This window comes from Mesorhizobium sp. ES1-6 (genome assembly GCF_020164775.1).
Lineage (GTDB): Bacteria > Pseudomonadota > Alphaproteobacteria > Rhizobiales > Rhizobiaceae > Mesorhizobium.
This window is the reverse complement of record NZ_JAIUGU010000002.1, coordinates 396020-415138: the sequence shown is the minus strand read 5'-3', so window position 1 is coordinate 415138 and position 19119 is coordinate 396020. Positions and strand designations below refer to the sequence as shown.

General features: G+C 64.2%; 17 protein-coding genes. 8 read left to right on the top strand and 9 right to left on the bottom strand.

Annotated elements, in window-relative coordinates:
- Nucleotides 1–76: 76 nt before the first annotated feature.
- From LB564_RS06680 to LB564_RS06665, 4 genes are all read right to left on the bottom strand, one after another.
- Nucleotides 77–1507, bottom strand: a complete 1431-nt coding sequence (locus LB564_RS06680) for an ATP-binding protein (RefSeq protein ID WP_224536039.1) — start codon at nt 1505–1507, stop codon at nt 77–79.
- Nucleotides 1504–2178, bottom strand: a complete 675-nt coding sequence (locus LB564_RS06675; RefSeq protein WP_140706091.1) for a response regulator transcription factor — start codon at nt 2176–2178, stop codon at nt 1504–1506. The genes LB564_RS06680 and LB564_RS06675 overlap by 4 nt, the downstream gene beginning before the upstream one ends.
- A gap of 50 nt (nt 2179–2228) precedes the next feature.
- On the bottom strand, nt 2229–2615 hold the full coding sequence (locus LB564_RS06670) for a hypothetical protein (RefSeq protein WP_224536037.1): 387 nt from the start codon (nt 2613–2615) through the stop codon (nt 2229–2231).
- 173 nt (nt 2616–2788) lie between these two features.
- The gene (locus tag LB564_RS06665) at nt 2789–3406 is read right to left on the bottom strand and encodes an outer membrane protein (RefSeq protein ID WP_224536035.1); all 618 of its coding nucleotides are present in this window, start codon (nt 3404–3406) and stop codon (nt 2789–2791) included.
- A 463-nt stretch (nt 3407–3869) separates the two neighbouring features.
- Between LB564_RS06665 and LB564_RS06660 the strand changes: the two genes are divergently transcribed.
- Entirely contained in the window at nt 3870–4133 is a 264-nt protein-coding gene (locus LB564_RS06660; RefSeq protein ID WP_224536033.1) for a DUF6460 domain-containing protein, read from the top strand.
- Nucleotides 4134–4136: 3 nt separating this feature from the next.
- Here LB564_RS06660 and LB564_RS06655 read toward each other — a convergent pair whose 3' ends face one another.
- On the bottom strand, nt 4137–5039 hold the full coding sequence (locus LB564_RS06655) for a histone deacetylase (protein WP_224536031.1): 903 nt from the start codon (nt 5037–5039) through the stop codon (nt 4137–4139).
- 130 nt (nt 5040–5169) lie between these two features.
- Here LB564_RS06655 and LB564_RS06650 point away from each other — a divergent pair, with 130 nt between their 5' ends.
- Complete coding sequence (locus LB564_RS06650; protein WP_224536029.1) at nt 5170–6510, top strand: MATE family efflux transporter; 1341 nt, start codon at nt 5170–5172, stop codon at nt 6508–6510.
- Here LB564_RS06650 and LB564_RS06645 read toward each other — a convergent pair.
- Both LB564_RS06645 and LB564_RS06640 read right to left on the bottom strand, forming a co-directional pair.
- Nucleotides 6503–7579, bottom strand: a complete 1077-nt coding sequence (locus LB564_RS06645) for a quinone-dependent dihydroorotate dehydrogenase (protein WP_224536027.1) — start codon at nt 7577–7579, stop codon at nt 6503–6505. The genes LB564_RS06650 and LB564_RS06645 overlap by 8 nt on opposite strands.
- Nucleotides 7576–7926, bottom strand: coding sequence for a DUF952 domain-containing protein (locus tag LB564_RS06640; RefSeq protein ID WP_224536025.1), 351 nt, complete (start codon nt 7924–7926; stop codon nt 7576–7578). The genes LB564_RS06645 and LB564_RS06640 overlap by 4 nt, the downstream gene beginning before the upstream one ends.
- A 161-nt stretch (nt 7927–8087) precedes the next feature.
- Between LB564_RS06640 and LB564_RS06635 the strand changes: the two genes are divergently transcribed.
- Complete coding sequence (locus LB564_RS06635; RefSeq protein ID WP_140706075.1) at nt 8088–8522, top strand: hypothetical protein; 435 nt, start codon at nt 8088–8090, stop codon at nt 8520–8522.
- A gap of 122 nt (nt 8523–8644) precedes the next feature.
- Nucleotides 8645–9304 carry a response regulator transcription factor gene (locus LB564_RS06630; protein WP_127870796.1) on the top strand — a complete coding sequence of 220 codons (660 nt, stop codon included), beginning with the start codon at nt 8645–8647 and terminating at the stop codon, nt 9302–9304.
- Nucleotides 9305–9380: 76 nt separating this feature from the next.
- On the opposite strand, the gene LB564_RS06625 is transcribed toward LB564_RS06630, so the two are convergent.
- The gene (locus LB564_RS06625; RefSeq protein ID WP_224536023.1) at nt 9381–12890 is read right to left on the bottom strand and encodes a NahK/ErcS family hybrid sensor histidine kinase/response regulator; all 3510 of its coding nucleotides are present in this window, start codon (nt 12888–12890) and stop codon (nt 9381–9383) included.
- A 249-nt stretch (nt 12891–13139) separates the two neighbouring features.
- On the opposite strand from LB564_RS06625, the gene mscL reads away from it, so the two are divergent.
- Nucleotides 13140–13562 carry a large conductance mechanosensitive channel protein MscL gene (gene mscL / locus LB564_RS06620; RefSeq protein WP_224536022.1) on the top strand — a complete coding sequence of 141 codons (423 nt, stop codon included), beginning with the start codon at nt 13140–13142 and terminating at the stop codon, nt 13560–13562.
- Nucleotides 13563–13671: 109 nt separating this feature from the next.
- Nucleotides 13672–14838, top strand: a complete 1167-nt coding sequence (locus LB564_RS06615) for a pyridoxal phosphate-dependent aminotransferase (RefSeq protein ID WP_224536020.1) — start codon at nt 13672–13674, stop codon at nt 14836–14838.
- A gap of 370 nt (nt 14839–15208) precedes the next feature.
- Here the strand turns inward: LB564_RS06615 and hemA are convergent, their stop codons facing one another.
- Nucleotides 15209–16486 (bottom strand): 5-aminolevulinate synthase, encoded by a 1278-nt coding sequence (gene hemA, locus LB564_RS06610; protein WP_224536018.1) that lies wholly within the window; start codon nt 16484–16486, stop codon nt 15209–15211.
- A 280-nt stretch (nt 16487–16766) separates the two neighbouring features.
- On the opposite strand from hemA, the gene galE reads away from it, so the two are divergent.
- Nucleotides 16767–17762, top strand: a complete 996-nt coding sequence (gene galE, locus LB564_RS06605) for a UDP-glucose 4-epimerase GalE (RefSeq protein WP_224536015.1) — start codon at nt 16767–16769, stop codon at nt 17760–17762.
- A 105-nt stretch (nt 17763–17867) separates the two neighbouring features.
- Nucleotides 17868–19118 (top strand): D-amino acid dehydrogenase, encoded by a 1251-nt coding sequence (locus LB564_RS06600; RefSeq protein ID WP_224536013.1) that lies wholly within the window; start codon nt 17868–17870, stop codon nt 19116–19118.
- Nucleotide 19119 lies beyond the last annotated feature (1 nt).

The window sequence follows — 19119 nt, the reverse complement described above, 5'->3', positions numbered from 1 at the left end:
AAAACAGATAAGCCAGGGATCGGCGCGGCGGTTGCCGGCCCTGCCGCGATGCTTTTGGTGCCGTCAATGGCCCGAGTCACAAACAAACCGGCAGTTCCATGCGGATGCGGGCGCCGCGCCATGAGCCGGCCAGGATCCGGATCGTTCCCTGGTGCAACAGGGCGATCTGCCGGGCAAGATTAAGCCCCAGCCCCGCCCCACGCGACTGCGGCCTGAGGCGATAAAAGGGTTCGAAGACATTCTCCTGCTCTTCCACGGGAATGCCCGGACCTTCGTCACGCACTTCGATGCCACCGGCCTTGTCGATCGCGATCGTGATCGTGCCGCCGCCGCCGCCATGCTCAATCGCGTTGCGCACGAGGTTGGCGAGCGCCCGCTCGATCTGCGGCACGTTGACTTCGACGCGTGTCTTGTCAGGCGAGGGCTCGAAGGCAAGGTCGTAGCCGGCCTCGATGGCGAGCGGCGCAAAGTCGGCCGCCACCCGGCTGACGAGATCCTCGAGATCGACGATCTCGCGCTGGTCCGACGGGCGGTCGAGCAATTGATGGTCGAGCAATTGCTGTGCAAGATGCGACAGGCGCTCGATATCATGCAGCAGCCGGGCGCTCTGCGGCTCCTGCCGCAGCAATTCGGCGCGCGTGCGCAGGATGGCGATCGGCGTACGCAATTCGTGCGCGGCATCGGTGAGGAAACGGTTGTGCCGGTCATAGCCCTGCGCCAGGCGGGCCAAAGCCTCGTTGAAGGCATGCACCAGCGGCGCGATCTCCTGCGGCACATGCTTGACGGGCAACTGCATCGCGCGGGTACCGATATCGATGCGGGCTGCCTGGCGCACGGTTTCAACAAGGCCGGCAAAGGAACGGCGCACCACGGCCGGCGTCGTCACCAGCGTGGTGGCGCCCATGACCAGGACGATGGGCAACAGCAGTATGGCGATGACGAGCGCCAGCGCCGGCAGCGCGCGCTCCCAGTTCCTGCTGCCATCCGGATACCGGGCGACCTCGACCGTGGCCGAAATGTTGATCTCGAGCCCGTCGGTCTCCTGACGCGAGAACTGCGTCGCGGCGATGATCTGGACCGCCCCGGCCCTGGTGGAAGTGTTTTCAATATAGGCTTCCGGCCGCATATCCTCATCGGAGAATCCGATCGTGGCGTGGTCTGCTTCACCGAGCAGCCCGCCGAAGTCCTTGGTGTAGACAGCCGGTATCGTGCCGGAACGGACGCTCTGCCCGCGATCGTCGCGAACGATGTACCAGACATTCGGGAAGCCCCGGCGAAACGCCGCGAGTTCTTCCGTTTCACGCACGATCAAGCTGCCGTCCTTGTCGCGGTCGACGGCATCCTTGACGGCCGCGACGGCAGCCTCATTGTCGATAAGCAGCCTCGGATTGGCAATCCAAAGGGCCGCCGCGCAAAGCACGATGAAGAAGAGCAGCGTTGCTGCCTGCAGCAGGATCAGCCGGCGGACAAGGATCCATTGCAGCGATCGCGTGCGGACCTTCTTCACGAGACTGCCCGCAGGAGATAGCCAAGGTTGCGGATCGCCCGTATCTCGATGCCGGCCGCGACATCATCGAGCTTGCGGCGCAGCCGCGAGACATGTGCGTCGAGCGCATTCGAGCCGATCTCGTCGTCCAGGGCGTAGACGGCCTCCTCCAGAGCGCCGCGCATGATGGTCCGGCCCGGCCGGCGGATGAGGGTTTCAAGCACCAGCCTCTCACGCCGCGGCAAATCAAGGGCCTGATCCTCGACCAGCGCCTCGCGATGGCGGAAATCATAGGTGAGGCGGCCGACCATCGTCTGGTTGGCGCGCGGAGTGAACGAGCGGCGGTGGAGCGCATGCAGCCGCGCGACGAGTTCAACCGTGGCGAAAGGCTTAACCATGTAATCGTCGGCGCCGGCATCGAGCCCGGCGACCCGGTCGTCCAATCCGCTCATCGCCGTCAGCGCGATGACAGGCACATCCAGGTGCAATGCGCGCAGGCGCGGGATCAGGCTGAGACCGTCGCCATCCGGCAGCCGGCGGTCCAGCACCACGGCGTCGTGATGGCCCAGGCGAGCGACCGCCTCCGCGTCGGTCAAGGTCGCGGCATGGTCGACGATGATATCCAGACGCTCCAGAGCGGCCTTCAGCACGGAGGCCATTTCCGGTTCGTCCTCGACCAGCAGGACGCGCATTGGCGTTCTCCTTCACCCGTAGCCGCGGGATTTGCCGCCGCCGCGGCGGTTCATTCGCATTCCAGCTTTGGCCGGCGGAAATTGGTGATGAACCAGCGGCCGCCGGAAGCGCGGGCGTAAAATGTGTAGAAGCATTCCTGACGCTCGATATAGCCGGGCGTCTCGGTCTCTTCATGGACGGTTCCGTGTTTTGTGTGGCGAACCTCGCTGCTCGATGTCCCGGCAACCGTTGACGTCGAGACCTGGCGCCATTGATAGGCACGCTCCCCCTGGCCGAGATCGACGACCGCCGTTGGTGGACCGTAGTCCAAGACGACCGATTCGACCGGCTGTCCGACATAGTTCTTCATGATGTCGGAGGCGCAGCCCGCCAGGGCGAACGCGGTCGCGATGAACACTATCTTGGACGTCCGTCGGCCGGCGCGATGCGTGGACATTGCTGATTCCATGGTGAAAACGCCGGACCTAGATTGCGAAGATTACATCGACATTGCGACAAGCATGGAATGTTCGCGGCCTCGAAGGGACATCGGTGTCCAGGAACCAAGACCGAGAAGATCGCGCAATGCCGTTGCTGGCATCGCGCGATCGAATCCGCCATTTGCCACTGCTAGAACCGGTAGTTGATGCCGGCTTTCAACTCATGGCTGCCGATCGTCTCCCTGGATCTGCCAAGGGTCGATGTCGTTTCCACGCCGGGGGTGCGGACATAGTCGTGCTCGACCTTGGCCGAGAGGCCGCCGGCGAAGCCCTGCTCGATGCCGGCGCCGACAAGGTAACCGACCTTCCAGCCGTCGCTGCTTATCACGCCGTCGCCCTTGTCGAACCTGGTCATGGCCACGCCGCCGGTCCCAAACAGCAGGGTCTGGTCGAAACTGACGCCGGCCTTCGCCTTGGCCGCGCCACGCCATTTTTCCTTGATCTTGCCGCCCCGGACATCGTGTTCGGCGCCGCCCAGATAGGAACCTTCGATCTCGGCGCCGAGAACCGCCGGACCCATCTGCTTGACATAGCCGGCCTGGACGCCGCCGCTGAGGCCGTTTCGGCCCGCGAACGGGTTCGGCATTCCCGTGAACGCCGTCCCGTCATGGACGCCGACATAGGCGCCGCTCCATTGGAAGGCGGGGGGATCGTTGTAGGTGGGCGACAGGTCGGCGGCCATCGCCGGTCCGAGGAGACAGACGGCAAGGACACTCGCCGTCAGGACGATCTTTGCTCGAGAGGACACTGCATTACTCCAACACAAACGCGCATCCGGCACCGATGCGCTGGTTAACTGCCGAGGAGCCGGACCGTTGGGGCCGTCGGCTCCGATTGGTGTCTTTCAGGGATGGTTGCGCGGCTTTGGGGACCGGCTTTCACCGGCTGTGGTAGGGGCAGAGCGCCGCGCGGTCCGTCACCTGAAAGACGCCTGGAATCTCGCAAGTGAAAATTGCACGCACATTGCGCAGAACTGGAAAATGACGATTTTGTGCTTTATTTTCAATAAATTAAAATGAATTTGTTTACCCGTTTTTAAGAATTGCGAAGGGCTTGAAGCCGCTCGGTCAGTTGCTCGAACGATAGAGGGCCCTCTCCGGGTTGCGGCTTGTCGGTTCCAGGCATGCACCGCGCCGGCTTGATGGATGGCCGCCAAGCACGTATCTCTGGGCCGTGCCCACGAGTCCGGGCATCTCAATCGGGAGACGACCTTGTCCGCACTGACGCGCTTTCTCGGCGACTCGCCGCTCAGGGTTGTCCTGAAGCTGCTGGTGATATCCTTTCTCGTCGGCCTGGTCATGAATGCCTTCGGCTGGTCGCCGATGGACGTGTTCTACGGCATCCAGAAGTTCTTCATGGACCTCTGGAATCTCGGCTTCCACGCCATCGACCGCTTCCTCGGCTATATCCTGCTCGGCGCGGCGATCGTCGTGCCGGCCTTCATCCTGCTCAGGGTCGTCAACTACCGGAAATGACCTTCAGGCGTAGCCCGAGGCGACCTCGAACAGGATGGCGTGGCGCGCCGCAAGCGCCGGCACATCGGTGGAATAGCCGCCGCCGATGACACCGCAGACGGGAACGCCGAGCGCCCGAAAATGGCCGATGACCATCTCGTCGCGGGCGCGAAGTCCATCGTTGGAAAGCGCCAGCCTGCCCAGCCGGTCCTCGGCATGGACGTCGACGCCGGCATTGTAGAAGACGATGTCCCAGGGCGTACGGGCGGAGAGTTCCGGCAGGATGGTATGGAGCCTTTCGACATAGGCGGCATCGCCGGTGCCGTCGGGCAGCGCCACGTCGAGGTCCGAGGCTATCTTGCGTACGGGGTAGTTGCGTTCGCCATGCATGGAAAAGGTGTACGCGCGGGGTTCATCTCGCAGAACGTCGGCCGTGCCGTCGCCCTGATGCACGTCGAGGTCGACGACCAGGATATTTTGTGCCGCGCCCTCTTCAAGCAGAACCAGCGCGGCGACGGCGACATCGTTGAAGGTGCAGAAGCCGGCGCCTTGCGCGCGCCGCGCATGATGGCTGCCGCCGGCGGTGTTGCAGGCGATGCCGTGGCGCAAGGCAAGCCGCGCCGCCGCCACCGTGCCGCCGGTGGCAAGCTGTGCGCGCAGCGAGACGCGCGGGCCGACCGGAAAGCCGATCTCACGCTCGATTTTTTCAGGCACGGCGCAGTTGATGACCTGGTCGACATAGTCCGCGGCGTGGGCAAGCCTCAACCAGGACGCCGGCGCGGGCTCGGTTGTGTTGAGCGTCTCGGGTCCGGTCAGGCCGCGGGCCCGCAAGGCCTCCATCAGCAGCGGATATTTGCTCATCGGAAAGCGATGGTTGGTGGCGAAGCCGGCGTCGTAGTCGGGGTGGTGGACGATCTGCAGGGGCATGAACTGGTCGGACGGTTTCGCGCCAGAGCGGGATTTCGGTTGGCCGTCGCGTAACGGCGATTGCGCGGTGGCCGGAAAATGGGGCACATCGGTTCCCCGATCAAGTCGCAATCAGCAAGGCAGCAATCCTTTGGACCAGGGTGCCAGCCCAACCGACGCCAGGGCCTTTTCCGTCACCAACCGCTCGGTGCTTGCCATTGCCGTGCCGATGACGCTCGCCTATCTGACGACGCCGCTGCTCGGCCTAGTCGATACGGCGGTGGTCGGCCAGTTCGGGGATGCCGCCTTGCTCGGCGGCCTGGCGGCCGGCGCGCTGGCTTTCGACGTGGTCTTCACCACCTTCAATTTCCTGCGCTCGGGCACAACTGGCCTCGTCGCCCAGGCATTCGGACGCGGCGACGCCCTCGAGGAACAGGCGGTGTTCTGGCGCGCCGTGCTGATCGCCGTCGTTGCCGGCGTCGTGCTGGCAGCGCTTGCGCCGCTCATCGCCCTTGGCGGCCAGTGGTTCATGGACGCTGGACCACGCGTCAGCGACGCGATGGGCGTTTATGTCAGGATCAGGCTCCTCGCCGCCCCGTTCTCGCTGATCAACTACGCCATCCTCGGTTACGTGCTGGGACGCGGCGAGGGCGGGCTCGGGCTTGTCCTGCAACTGGTGCTCAACGGCATCAACATCGCGCTCTGCTTCCTGCTCGGCCTTGAACTTGGCTGGGGCGTTTCCGGCGTCGCCTGGGCAACCGTCACAGGCGAATTCCTGGCCATGCTGCTTGGTCTGGCGATCGTCGTGCGCCGGTTCCGATCCAGCCCGCCCTTGCCCCGCCACCGCCTGCTCGACATGTCAGCCTTCCTGCGCATGCTGTCGCTCAACCGCGATATCATGATCCGTTCGTTCTCGCTGCTCGCCGCTTTCGCGCTGTTCACCCGCCAGGGGGCTGCGTTCGGCACGGTGACGCTTGCCGCCAATGCGGTGCTGATGAATTTCTTTCTCGTCGCCGGTTACTTCCTTGATGGTTTCGCCACCGCCGCCGAACAGCTGGCCGGCCGCGCCATCGGCGCGCGGGCGGCACAACCCTTCCGGCAGGCGGTCCGCCTGACCCTGTTCTGGGGCTTCGGCTTGGCCGCCGTCGCGACATTGGTGCTGTCGCTGGCGGGTGCCAACCTGGTCGCTGTCGTGACGACATCGCAGGAGGTCCGCGCCGTGGCCGATGTGTATCTGCCGTGGGCGGCTTTCACCGCGCTGAGCGGTGTGCTCGCTTTCCAGATGGACGGGGTTTTCATCGGCGCGACATGGTCGCGCGACATGCGCAACATGATGCTCTTCTCATTCCTCGTCTTCGCCGCCGCTCTGATGACGCTGGCGCCCGCCTTCGGCAATCACGGCCTGTGGGCCGCGCTGCACATTTTCCTGCTGGTGCGAGGATTGAGCCTGCTGACAATTCTGCGGCTGCGGATGCGGACCGCGTTCAGCTGAGCGGCTTCGACGCCCACTGGTCAAGATGGCTGTCGCGCAACTCGCGCATCGAGCTGAGTTTCTCCGTCTGAGCAAAGCGCGCCATCCCGGCCACGATCCGGCCCGGCAGCGCCGGTCCGGCATAGATCATGCCGGTGTAGAGCTGGACGAGATCGGCGCCGGCGCGGATCTTGTCCAGCGCCGTCTCCGACGAGTTGACGCCGCCGACACCGATGATGGCCATGTCGGGCCCGAGCAGCTTGCGCATCTTGGCAAGCGCGATGGTCGAGCGCTCGAACAGCGGCTTTCCCGAGAGCCCCCCCGTCTCCAGCGCGGCGTCGCCGCGCAGCGCCGGCCGGGAAATCGTGGTGTTGGAAACGATGATGCCGTCGATCCGCTTTTCGGTGACCTCGGCGGCGATATCCTCCAGCTCGGCCTCGACCAGATCCGGCGCGATCTTGAGGAAGACCGGCGGCCGCGCGGACGCCGCGGCGCGTGCGGCCATGACGCGCGACAAAAGTTCGCCGAGCTGTTCGCGCGCCTGCATGGTGCGCAGGCCCGGCGTGTTGGGCGAGGAAATATTGACGGTGAGATAGCTGGCATGGGGCGCGAAGCGGGTGACGCCGCGCTCATAGTCGCCGATGCGATCGGTGCTGTCCTTGTTTGCGCCGATGTTGACGCCGACGATGCCGCCGCGCCCCTTGCGCGCGGCAAGGCGTTTTTCGGCCGCCGCGTGGCCTTCATTGTTGAAGCCCAGCCGGTTGATGACAGCTTCATCCGATGTCAGCCGGAAGATGCGCGGCTTCGGATTGCCGGCCTGCGGCAACGGCGTGACGGTACCGACCTCGGCGAAGCCGAAGCCCAGCCCAAGCAGCGCGTCGGGCACCTCGGCGTTCTTGTCGTAGCCGGCCGCCATGCCAAGCGGATTGGGGAAATCGAGACCGCAAAGGCTGATCTTCAGCCTTGTATCGCGTACCGTCCGCGCGCCGACCGGCAGGCCGCAGCGCAGTGCCGCGATCGACAGGCCATGCGCGGTTTCCGGATCGAAGGTGAACAGCAGCTTCTGGCCGATCCGGTCGAACACGCTCATTGCCCCTCCAGGGTGGGGAACTGGTGGGTGCCGTCGGCACCAAGCGGCAGCGGCTTGACCCATAGCACCGCTTTCAGGTCGAGCACGCCGTAGAGATGAGGAAACAGCGCACCGCCGCGCGAGACCTCGTATTTCAGCGCTTCACCCAAGCTGGCGCCGTCGATGGCGACCAGCAGAAGGTCGGCCTGGCCGCGGAAATGCTTGGCCGCCGTTTCCCTGGCCTGCGCCGCCGTCGAGAAATGGATGAAGCCGTCGGCGATGTCGATCGGCGCCCCGGTGAAGCGGCCATTGGCTTCGGCCTCGCGCCAAGGCGCTAGCGGGGTTATCTTGTAGATAATCTGTGACATGGTTGCGCTATAGAGCAATTCCAGGAAAAGTGTGAGGCGGTTTTCCGTCCGGAATTGCGTCAGACGAGTCCGAACCAGTCGTGCGGGGAAGGCCAGGCCAAGGTCTTCCCCATTTCCGGCGCAAACATGCGATATTTCAGGCTTTGGCCATGGAGGACGACATGCGTCTGCAGCACATCTTGATCCCCGCCGCGCTCGTTTCGCTGGTCGCGGCTTCAGCTTATTCGGAAGAAACCGACCGCTACCGGCTGGAAAAGTCGGCCACCGGCTATATCCGCATGGACACCCAGACCGGCGCGATGTCGATCTGCGAGGAGCGTTCGGGCCAGCTCGTCTGCAAGATGGCCGCCGACGAACGCGCCGCTTACCAGGATGAGGTCGATCGCTTGCAGAGCTCGATGAAGGCTATGGACGAGCGCGTCACCAAGCTGGAGAATTCGCTCTCCGCCCGCCTCGAATCGAAACTGCCGAGCGAAGAGGATTTCAACACGACGATGAGCTACATGGAGCGCTTCCTCAGGAGCTTCATGGGCATCGTCAAGGATATGGACAAGGACAGTGGCAACGGCGCCCAGCTCAACTCGCAGAAGACCTGAGCGCCATAGACGAGGGAAAACGCGGCGCGTTGGCTTTGCCGCTTGAAAACAGCGCGCCGCCCCCCATAATCGTCCGACTGATCCCGCAAAAAGCAGTAAATCGGGGATTCGGGGAGGGACATTTGCCGTCAGGCTATTCTTTCGTCATCGCCGACGATCATCCGCTGTTTCGCGGCGCCCTGCGCGAGGCGCTTGCCGGCATCGGCAACGTCACCGCCATTCACGAGGCCGGCGATTTCGAAAGCGCCAAGGCGCTGGTCGTGGCCAATGAAGATGTCGATCTGGTGCTGCTCGACCTGTCGATGCCGGGCGCCAGCGGCCTCTCCGGCCTGATCTCGCTGCGTGGCATCCATCCGGCGGTGCCGCTGGTCGTGGTGTCGGCGCATGACGATCCGGCGACCATCCGGCGCGCGCTCGATCTCGGCGCTTCCGGTTTCATCTCCAAGTCGGCCAGCATGGAGGAGATCCGCGGCGCGGTGCAGTCGGTGCTTGCCGGCGATATCGCGGCACCCGTCGGCGTCGATCTCGGCGTAGAACGCGATCCCGAAATATCGGACCTGATCAAACGGCTGCAGGCGCTGACGCCGCAGCAGACCCGCGTGCTCGGCATGCTGGCCGAGGGGCTGCTCAACAAGCAGATCGCCTATGAGCTTGGCGTCTCCGAGGCGACGATCAAGGCGCATGTCTCGGCCATCTTGCAGAAGCTCGGCGTCGACAGCCGCACCCAGGCGGTGATCCTCCTGTCCAAGATTGGCAGCGACCCGCTGCAGCCGGCGGGCTGACCGGATGTCCGGGACGACCCAATCTCCACGGAGCTGCCCAAATTCCCTGCTTCGGTTGCCCTTGGCTCTTGGCGGGCTATTCGGCGGCCGAAGCCAGCGGCCTGACCCTGGCCATCATCGAGCGCAGGGCGGCGGGTTTCAACGGCTTGTTGATCACCGGAATCTCGAGCCTGCCCGCCGCCGCCCGCACCTCGTTGGAGCGGTCGGCGGTGACCAGCACGGCCGGCAGGTCGTCCCCATGGGTCGCTCGCAGCCCGACAATGATATCGAGACCGGTTTCGCGGTCGAGATGGTAGTCGGCAAGCACGATGTCCGGACGCTCGATCGCGGCCCTGTCCAGATCCTGCGAGCCGGTGACCGTGGCGACATTGCAGCCCCAGCCTTCGAGCAGCAGCCGCATGCCTTCGAGGATACGGGTGTCGTTGTCGATGCACAGCACATGCAGTCCCGACAGCGAAGCCGCCGCGCGGGCCGGCGCCCTGGCCTCGACCTCGCGTCGCGGCTCCTGCGCGGCCGCTACCGGCAGGATGACGGAAAAGCGCGTGCCTTTGCCCGGATTGGAGAAGATGCGGATCTCGAGCCGCAACACCCTGGCGATGCGGTCGACGATGGAGAGGCCGAGACCAAGACCTGCGGCTTCGCGTGCGCCTTCGTCCAGTCGGGTGAACTCATGGAAGACGGTGTTCAGCTTGTCGCCGGCAATGCCGATGCCGGTGTCGATGACCTGGATCTCCGCCAATTCGCCACGGCGCCGCACGCCAACCAGGATGCGGCCTTGGCGGGTATATTTGATGGCGTTGGAGACCAGGTTCTGGATCAGGCGGCGCAAAAGATTGCGGTCCGTCATCACCGTCAGTGAGGACGGAATAATGGTCAGTTCGAGCTTCTTTGCCGCGGCCATCGGCCGAAAATCATTGCCGATCTGGCTGAGCAGTCCGTCGAGGTTGAAGGCCGTGTCATCCGGTTTCATGGCGCCGGCATCGAGGCGCGAAATGTCGAGCACCGCGCCCAGGATGGTCTCGACCGATTCCAGCGAGGATTCGATGTTGACCGCCGCCTTGCCGGCCGGTCCCCGGCCGGCTTTCTCGATCAGCGAGGAGCAATAGAGCCGGGCGGCATTCAAGGGCTGCAGGATGTCGTGGCCGGCGGCGGCGAGGAAGCGTGTCTTGCCGAGATTGGCCTCCTCGGCCAGCATCTGCGCCTGTGCCAGTTCCTCGTTGACCCTGATCAATTCCTCGTTGACCCTCGTCAGCTCGATGGTGCGGGTCTTCACGCGCTGCTCCAGCGATTCATTGGCACTTTTCAGCGCCAGGTCCTGCTCGACGCGTCCCGATATGTCGGCATAAGTGGCGACGATGCCGCCGTCCGGCATCGGGTTGGAGCGAAGTTCCAGGATGCGGCCGCTGGTCTTCAGTTCCATCTGCCACGGGCTGACGAAGCTGGTCAGCCGGTTGAGCATCGCCACGCGCTGGTCGGAGGGAATGTCGCCGCGCTCGGCCAGATGACGCAGGATACGGTCGAGCGAGACGCCGACCTGGCCCATTTCGTCGGGCAGGTCGAACAGCGCCCGGTACTGGTGGTTCCAGCAGATCAGGCGGAAATCGCGGTCGAAGACGGTGATGCCCTGTTCCATCTGGTCGAGCGCGATCTGCAGCAGGTCGCGATTGTGCTGCAGCGCCTCCGTCGCGTCGTCGAGCAGGCGGAAGGCGTCCCTGGATTCGCGGTCGTGGCGGCGAAACAGCAGCGACAGGATCAGCCGCGCCGAGGACGAGCCGACGGCGCTGGCCAAAAGCTGTTCGGAAAAGCGGATGACGTCCATGCTGGCCTGCTCGTTGCCGTGCAGCGAGGTGCCGTTGCTTTTCTCGAAGGATTGGAAGGACCGCTCGGTGCGTTCGACACCGAGATAGCGTGAGATCGTGTCCTTGAGGTCGTTGACGGTGATGGCGGTGCGGAAGCGGCGCAGGCTCGGCATCGGGCCGGCCTCGCGCGGCACGAAGATCGATGCCTGGATGCGCTCAAGCGGCACCGACGCCCGCGACAGCGAGCCGAAGACGAAGAACAGCGTGTTGATCGACAGGCTCCAGAGCACGCCGTGATTCAGCGGTTCGGCCACGGTGCCGAACAGTGCCTGCGGCCGCAATGCCTCGAAACCGAACAGTCCATGCACGATGATGCCGGTATCGGGGGGGACGAGCGACGGCACCAGCAGCGTGTAGCCCCAGACCAGGATGCCGGCGACCATGCCGAGTGCCGCGCCCCGGCCGTTGGCGCCGCGCCAGATCAATCCGCCGATCAGGGCCGGCGCGAATTGCGCGATCGCGGCGAAGGACATCAGGCCGATCGAGGATAGCCGGGCGCTGTTGGTGCTCTCGCGGTAGTAGAGAAAGGCGATGAAGAGCAGGATGAAGATCGCTCCGCGCCGCACATTGAGGATGAGCGTCGACCAGTCCTCGTTTTCGGAAGTGGTCGTGCGCAACAGCCGGCGCACGAACAACGGGATGATCAGGTCGTTGGAGATCATGATCGACAGCGCCACGCTCTCCACGATGACCATGGCGGTTGCCGCCGACAGGCCGCCGATGAAGGCGGCCATGGCCAGAAAATCATGGCCGCTGAACAGCGGCAGCGACAGCACGTAGAGGTCGCTGCTCGTCCTTGTGCCGACCAGCGTCAGGCCGGCAAAGGCGATCGGCAGCACGAACAGGTTGATCGCCACGAGGTAGAGCGGAAACACCCATGTCGCGGTGCGCAGCTCCGCCTCGCTGCGGTTCTCGACAATGGTGACGTAGAACTGCCGCGGCAGAAGGATTATGGCGAAGCCGCTCAGGCAGGTCAGCACCAGCCAGGTGGCAAGCGACGTCGAATAGCCCATTGCCTGCCGCACCTGGCCATTCTCGGCCAGCCGGTCGAACATGTCGCCGGGGCCGCCGAAGATCAGGAAGGTAACCATCAGGCCGATCGCCAGGAAGGCGGCAAGCTTGACCACCGTCTCGACCGCCACCGCCAGCACCAGCCCGTCCTGATGTTCGGTGGCGTCGGCATGACGGGTGCCGAACAGGACCGCGAACAGGGCCAGCAGCATGGCGACGACCAGCGAAATGTCGCTGACGAAGGGATCGAAAGAGGGTGGCGAGCCAGTATAATGCTCGACCATCAGGCTGACCGAGCCGGAGATCGCCTTCAATTGCAGGGCGATATAGGGCACGGCGCCGATGGTGGCGATCAGCGTCGCGATGGCGGCCACGGTAAAGCTCTTGCCGTAACGCGCGCCGAGGAAGTCGGCGACCGAGGTGATCTTCTCGGTCTTGGCCAGCCGCACGATGCGGTTGAGCAGCGGAAAGCCGAAAACGAACACCAGCACCGGGCCGGTATAGATGCCGAGGAATTCGAGACCGCGTTCCGAGGAAAGGCCGACCGAGCCGAAGAAGGTCCAGGAGGTGCAGTAGATGGCAAGGCTGAGCGCATAGATGAAGGGCCGTGCCCGACTTGGCCCAGATATCGCCGAGCGGCGGTCGCCCAGGCTGGCGATGGCGAACAGCAGCGTCACATAGGCAATCGCGATGATGACGATGAACAAGCCCTGCACGCCGGCAAAATCCTCCCTGTGCCGATTTTCACCTGGCCGGGCCAGACGCAATCACAGCTTGGGCGCCAAGTCCATCGCGGCTTTCGATGCATGCGGGCGATGATTTCCGGCTGTTGCCCCCGGGTAAGGAGAAAGCGGTTGGTTTCTTCCTTTAGCCGATGGTGCAACCCAAGGTTTTTGTTATGGTGTCGCAGGGCCGATGCCGGAGAGGTCTAAGTGGCAGCGCGGTCCCATGACAAGGAGGGTCGAATGCTGAAAGAGTTCCAGGAATTCATTTCCAAAGGCAATGTGATGGATCTGGCGGTCGGCGTCATCATCGGCGCTGCCTTCGGCAAGATCGTCGATTCCCTGGTCAACGACATCATCATGCCGATCGTCGGAGCGATCTTCGGCGGCTTGGACTTCAACAACTACTTCTTTGGGCTTTCTTCGGCCGTCAACGCCACCTCGCTGGCGGACGCCAAAAAGCAAGGCGCTGTTTTTGCCTATGGCAGCTTCATCACCGTGGTGCTGAATTTCATCATCCTCGCCTTCATCATCTTCCTCATGGTCAAGGCCGTGAACAACATGCGCAGGCGCCTGGAAAGAGAAAAGCCAGCGCCTGCCGCCGCGCCGCCCCCCGCCGACGTTGCGCTGCTCACTGAAATCCGCGATCTGCTCGCCAGGCGTTAGACGGATACGGTTCTTCTGGACCAAAACCCTGGTCGTTCGCGGCCGGGGTTTTCTTTTTTCGTATCTGGTAAGCAGCGCCTACGAACGACCGAGACAACGGACCTTCCCAATGACCCTGATCCAGACCCTGCGCCCCGAGGCCCTGGCCGCGCCTGAAAGCGGTATCGTCGCCGTCGTCAACTACGGCCGCCTGCGCGAGGGCCTGATCCCGCTCTGGGCCGGCGAGGGCGACCTGCCGACGCCGTCCTTCATCACCGATGCCGCGTCGAAGGCATTGGCCGACGGCGAGACGTTCTACACCTGGCAGAGGGGCATTCCCGATCTCAGGCAGGCGCTGGCGCGCTACTACGCCAGGCATTTCGGCAAGACCTTCCCCGAGGAACAATTCATCGTCACCGGCTCCGGCATGCATGCCATCCAGCTGGCGCTCGACGCGCTTGCGGGCGCCGGCGACGAAGTGATCTACCTGTCGCCCGCCTGGCCGAATTTCGACGCCGCCGCCGCGATCGCGGGTGCCGTGCCGGTGCCGGTCACGCTCGATCACTCCGGAAATGGCTGGTCCTGCGACGTCGAGAAGATCGCTGCGGCGGTCACGCCGCGCACTAAGGCGTTGTTCATCAACACGCCGTCCAATCCGACCGGCTGGACCGCCGACCATGAGACCTTGCGGGCGATCCTCGATCTCGCCCGGGCCAAGGGCCTGTGGATCATCGCCGACGAGATCTATTCGCTGTTTCACTACGGCCATGGCCGCGCGCCGTCCTTCCTCGACATTGCCGAGGCCGAAGACCGCATCCTGTTCGTCAACAGTTTCTCCAAGAACTGGGCGATGACCGGCTGGCGGGTCGGCTGGATCAAGACGCATCCGAGCCTGCAGCAGGTGTTCGAGAACCTGATCCAGTATTCCAACTCGGGCGTCGCCCAGTTCATGCAGCGCGGCGCGGTCGCGGCGCTCGACGAGGGCGATGCCTTCGTCGCCGAACAGGTGGAGCGGGCGCGGAAAGCCCGCGACCTGGTCTGTCGCATTCTCGGCGAAACCGGCAAGGCGCGCTTCACCGTGCCGCAAGGCGCCTTCTACCTGTTCTTCACGGTCGACGGCATCACCGATTCACGCAGCGCCGCCTTCGACATCGTCGACAAGGCCAATGTCGGCCTGGCACCCGGCACCGCCTTCGGCCCCGGTGGCGAAGCGTTCCTGCGGCTGTGCTTCCACCGCCGCCTCGATCAACTCGAGGAAGCGGCAAACCGGCTGGCAAGGTGGATGAAGACTGTTTGAGATCGGTTGGGATTGATCGCCGGCAGGAGATGACAGCGTGCGCCGGCAGCCTGCCGACCGTCGCATTCTTCGGCTGATGTCGCGGCATGGATCCCTAGGGTCTGCGCCGCGTCGCTCCGCTCCTTGCTTCGCCCTAGGATGACGAAGCGATGGGTGTTTCGGCTAATGTCAAAGGTTTGCGATGGCCAATCTCCAATTTCCGAGATTAGCCGAAAAGCCTCGCTGCCTTCGTCATCCTAGGGCGTAGCAGTCGCGAAGCGACGTCGCGGAGACCCTAGGATCCATGCCGTGGCCTCTAGGCATTGCTGGGGGCTGAAGAAACGGGCGGAAGGCAGCGCCCCAACCAGCCAGTCGGCCACAAACAGCGCCGTCAGCCGCCCGACTTGGGCACCAGCAGCGGAATAATCCGGTCGCTTTTGGCGACGGCCGGCCGTCCCGCCGAACCGTAGGGGATGCCGAGCGCGTCCCAGGTCTCGACCAGCGCGTCCTGCAGTTCGGCGATCAGCGCATCGGAATGGAATGGCGTCGGCGTGATGCGCAGCCGCTCCGTGCCGCGCGGCACGGTCGGGTAGTTGATCGGCTGGATGTAGATGCCGTGCACGCCGAGCAGGCGGTCGCTGGCCATCTTGCAGAGTTCCGGATCGCCAACCAGCAGCGGTACGATATGGGTTGGCGACGCCATCACCGGCAGGCCGGCCGCCGACAGGATCTGCTTGGTTCGCGTTGCCTGCTGCTGCTGGGCGTCGCGCTCGGCCTGTGAGCGCTTCAGGTGACGGATCGAGGTGGTGGCCGCGGCGGCGATCGCCGGCGGCAGCGCGGTGGTGAAGATGAAGCCTGGCGCGTAGGAGCGAACCGCGTCGATGACGGCGCTCGTGCCGGTGATGTAGCCGCCCAGCGTGCCGAAGGCCTTGGCAAGCGTGCCTTCGATGATGTCGATGCGGTCGGCGAGGCCTTCGCGCTCGGTGATGCCACCGCCGCGCGGCCCGTACATGCCCACTGCATGGACCTCGTCGATATAGGTCAAGGCATTGTAGCGCTCGGCGAGCTCGACGATCTCCTTGATCGGCGCGATGTCGCCGTCCATCGAATAGACGCTTTCGAAGACGATCAGCTTGGCGCGTTCGCGGCCCGCCGCCTGCAGCAGGCTTTCCAGATGCGCGACGTCGTTGTGGCGGAAGATCTTCTTCTCGGCGCCCGAGCGCCGCACGCCTTCGATCATCGAGGCATGGTTCAGCTCGTCCGAGATGATCAGGCAATTGGGCAAAAGCCGTGCGATGGTCGAGATCGAGGCCTCGTTGGAGACGAAGCCGGAGGTGAAGACCAAGGCGGCTTCCTTGCCGTGCAGGTCGGCCAGCTCATGCTCGAGTTCGACCAGCGGGTTGGACGTGCCAGAAATGTTGCGGGTGCCACCGGCGCCCGAACCCATCTTGCCGGCCGCGTTCTGGAACGCGGCGATGACGTCGGCGTGCTGGCCCATGCCGAGATAGTCGTTGGAGCACCAGACGGTGATTTCCTCGGCGCGGCCGTTGGAACGCCAGATAGCACGCGGAAACCTGCCCGCGATGCGCTCGAGGTCGGCGAAGACGCGGTAGCGACGCTCGGCATGGAGCTGATCGATCGCTTCCTCGAAAAACCGCTGATAGTTCATATCGACTTCCCAATTTTGCGCGGGATCATAATCATTGGCCTTTTGGTCGTCCACCGGGCCGATTTGGTCAAAATGCCACGCCCCGGACCTGTTCCTAACGACAGCGGATCGTGGCCTATTCCCAATTCATGGCACGGTCTTTGGTTCACTTTTGTTTCCGCACGATGCCACATCAAGTGAACGCTGGTTACCTCTCGTTTTAATGGGCAGACGGCAGACTTTCCAGTAAGGCGGTTGTTGAGACAGTTTCCGATAAATCTTGGGTAAGCGAGGACTTGGGATGACGGTTTTGGTAACAGGCGGCGCCGGCTATATCGGCAGCCATATGGTCTGGGAGTTGCTGGATGCGGGCGAGAACGTCGTCGTTCTCGACCGCCTTTCCACCGGCTTCGAATGGGCGGTGGCGCCTGAGGCGAAGCTGGTCGTCGGCGATGTCGCCGACAAGGAATTGGTCGGCTCGATCATCCGGGAAAACAAGGTCGACGCCATCATCCATTTCGCCGGCTCGATCGTGGTGCCGGAATCGGTCGCCGACCCGCTCGCCTACTACGAGAACAACACCTCGAAGACCCGCACGCTGATTGAAACCGCGGTGCGCGAGGGCGTGCCGAATTTCATCTTTTCCTCGACAGCCGCCGTCTATGGCGGCGCCGGACTGGAGCCGGTGCGCGAGGATGCCCGCCTGGCGCCGGAATCGCCCTATGGGCTGTCCAAGCTGATGAGCGAGTGGATGCTGCGCGACGCAAGCCTTGCGCACGACATCCGCTACACGGCGCTGCGCTATTTCAACGTCGCCGGCGCCGATCCGAAGGGCCGCACCGGCCAGTCCACCCCGGGCGCCACCCATCTGATCAAGGTCGCCTGCGAAACCGCGCTCGGCAAGCGCCCGTTCATGCAGGTCTTCGGCACCGACTATCCGACGCCGGACGGCACCTGCATGCGCGACTACATCCATGTCAGCGATCTGGCCGCCGCGCATCGCCTGGCCTTGCAGAGGTTGCGCGACGGGGGGCAGAGCCTCGTCGCCAATTGCGGCTACAGCCATGGTTATTCCGTGCTCGAGGTCATCGACAGCGTGCGCCGCGCCTTTGGCCATGATTTCGAGGTCAGGATGGGCGACCGGCGTGCCGGCGACGCCGCGGCGGTGGTCGCCAATTCCGATCTCGCCCGGTCCGAACTCGGCTGGACCCCGCAGCGCGACGATCTCGACCAGATCGTCAACGACGCGCTGGCCTGGGAGCGCATCCTGACCAGCAAGAATTCCGCACGGAGCTAAGCCCGCGCTTTCTCCAAGGGCTCGCAAGGCGCGCGGCGAAGCGCTATGGAAGCATTCGCGATACGGTGCCGAGGCGCCGTGCCGCGAGGAGCTTTGGGGGATCGCATGAAGATAACGGTGCTTGGAGCCGGGGTCGTCGGCACGGCAGCCGCGTATTATCTGGCCGCGGACGGTCACGAGGTCATCGTGATCGAGCGCCATCCGGCGCCGGCGCGGGGCACCAGCCAGTCGAATGCCGGCCTGGTGTCTCCCGGGGATGCCACCGCCTGGGCCTCGCCTGCGGCACTTAAGACGTTCCTGCGCGGGCTCTACAATCATGATCTCGGCATCAAGGTCAGGCTGCGCTTCGATCCCTATTTCCTCGCCTGGAGCCTGCGCTTCCTGCGCCAGTGCACGGTGGCCCGCCTGCGCGCCAACAGCCAGGTCAAGCTGCGGCTGGCGCTCTATTCGCGCGACTGCATCAACGCCATCTCCGCCGAGACTGGCATCCATTACGACGAGCGCAAGAAGGGCATCCTGTATTTCTTCCGCTCGCAGCACAGCCTCGATACCGGCACCGACAATTATCGCTATCTGGCCGAGCATGGCCTGCCGATCGAGATCGTCGGCCGCGATCGGCTGGTCGAGCTTGAACCGGGTCTTGCCGGCGTCAAGGAAAAGATCGCCGGCGGCGTCTATTCGCCGATCGACCAGACTGGCGATTCCCGGCAGTTCGTGGAAAATCTGGCCGCCTATGCCGCCGAAAAGCTCGGCGTGAGGTTTCGCTACGGCACCACGGTCGAAGGCCTCGACATCGAAGGCGACCGGGTGCGCGCCGTGATGACCTCGGCCGGGCCGATCGTCGGCGATGCAGTGGTCATCTCGATGGGGCCGGAGAGCGGTCTGCTCGGCCGCCGCTATGGCATCGACCTGCCGGTCTATCCGGTGAAAGGTTACACGGCGACGATTCCGCTGGAGGACGAGAGCAAGGGCCCGACCATGGGCGGCGCCGACGAGGACCAGCTGATGGCCTATTCGCGCCTTGGCAATCGATTGCGGTTGGCTTCGACCGCCGAATTCACCGGCTTCGACCGCACCCACAAGCCCAGCGACTTCGCCACCATGTTCAGGACCGGCAAGGATCTGTTTCCTGGCGCCTTCGACGAGAAGAAAGCCGAGCTGTGGGCGGGTTTGCGGCCGATGATGCCGAACTCGGTGCCGGTCATCGGCCAGGCGAAATACCGCAATCTCTATCTCGACACCGGCCACGGCCATGTCGGCTGGACCATGGCCTGCGGCTCGGGCAAATTCCTCGCCGACCTCGTTGCCGGGCGCAAGCCGGAGATCGATCCCCAGGGACTGGTCTACGGGGGATAAA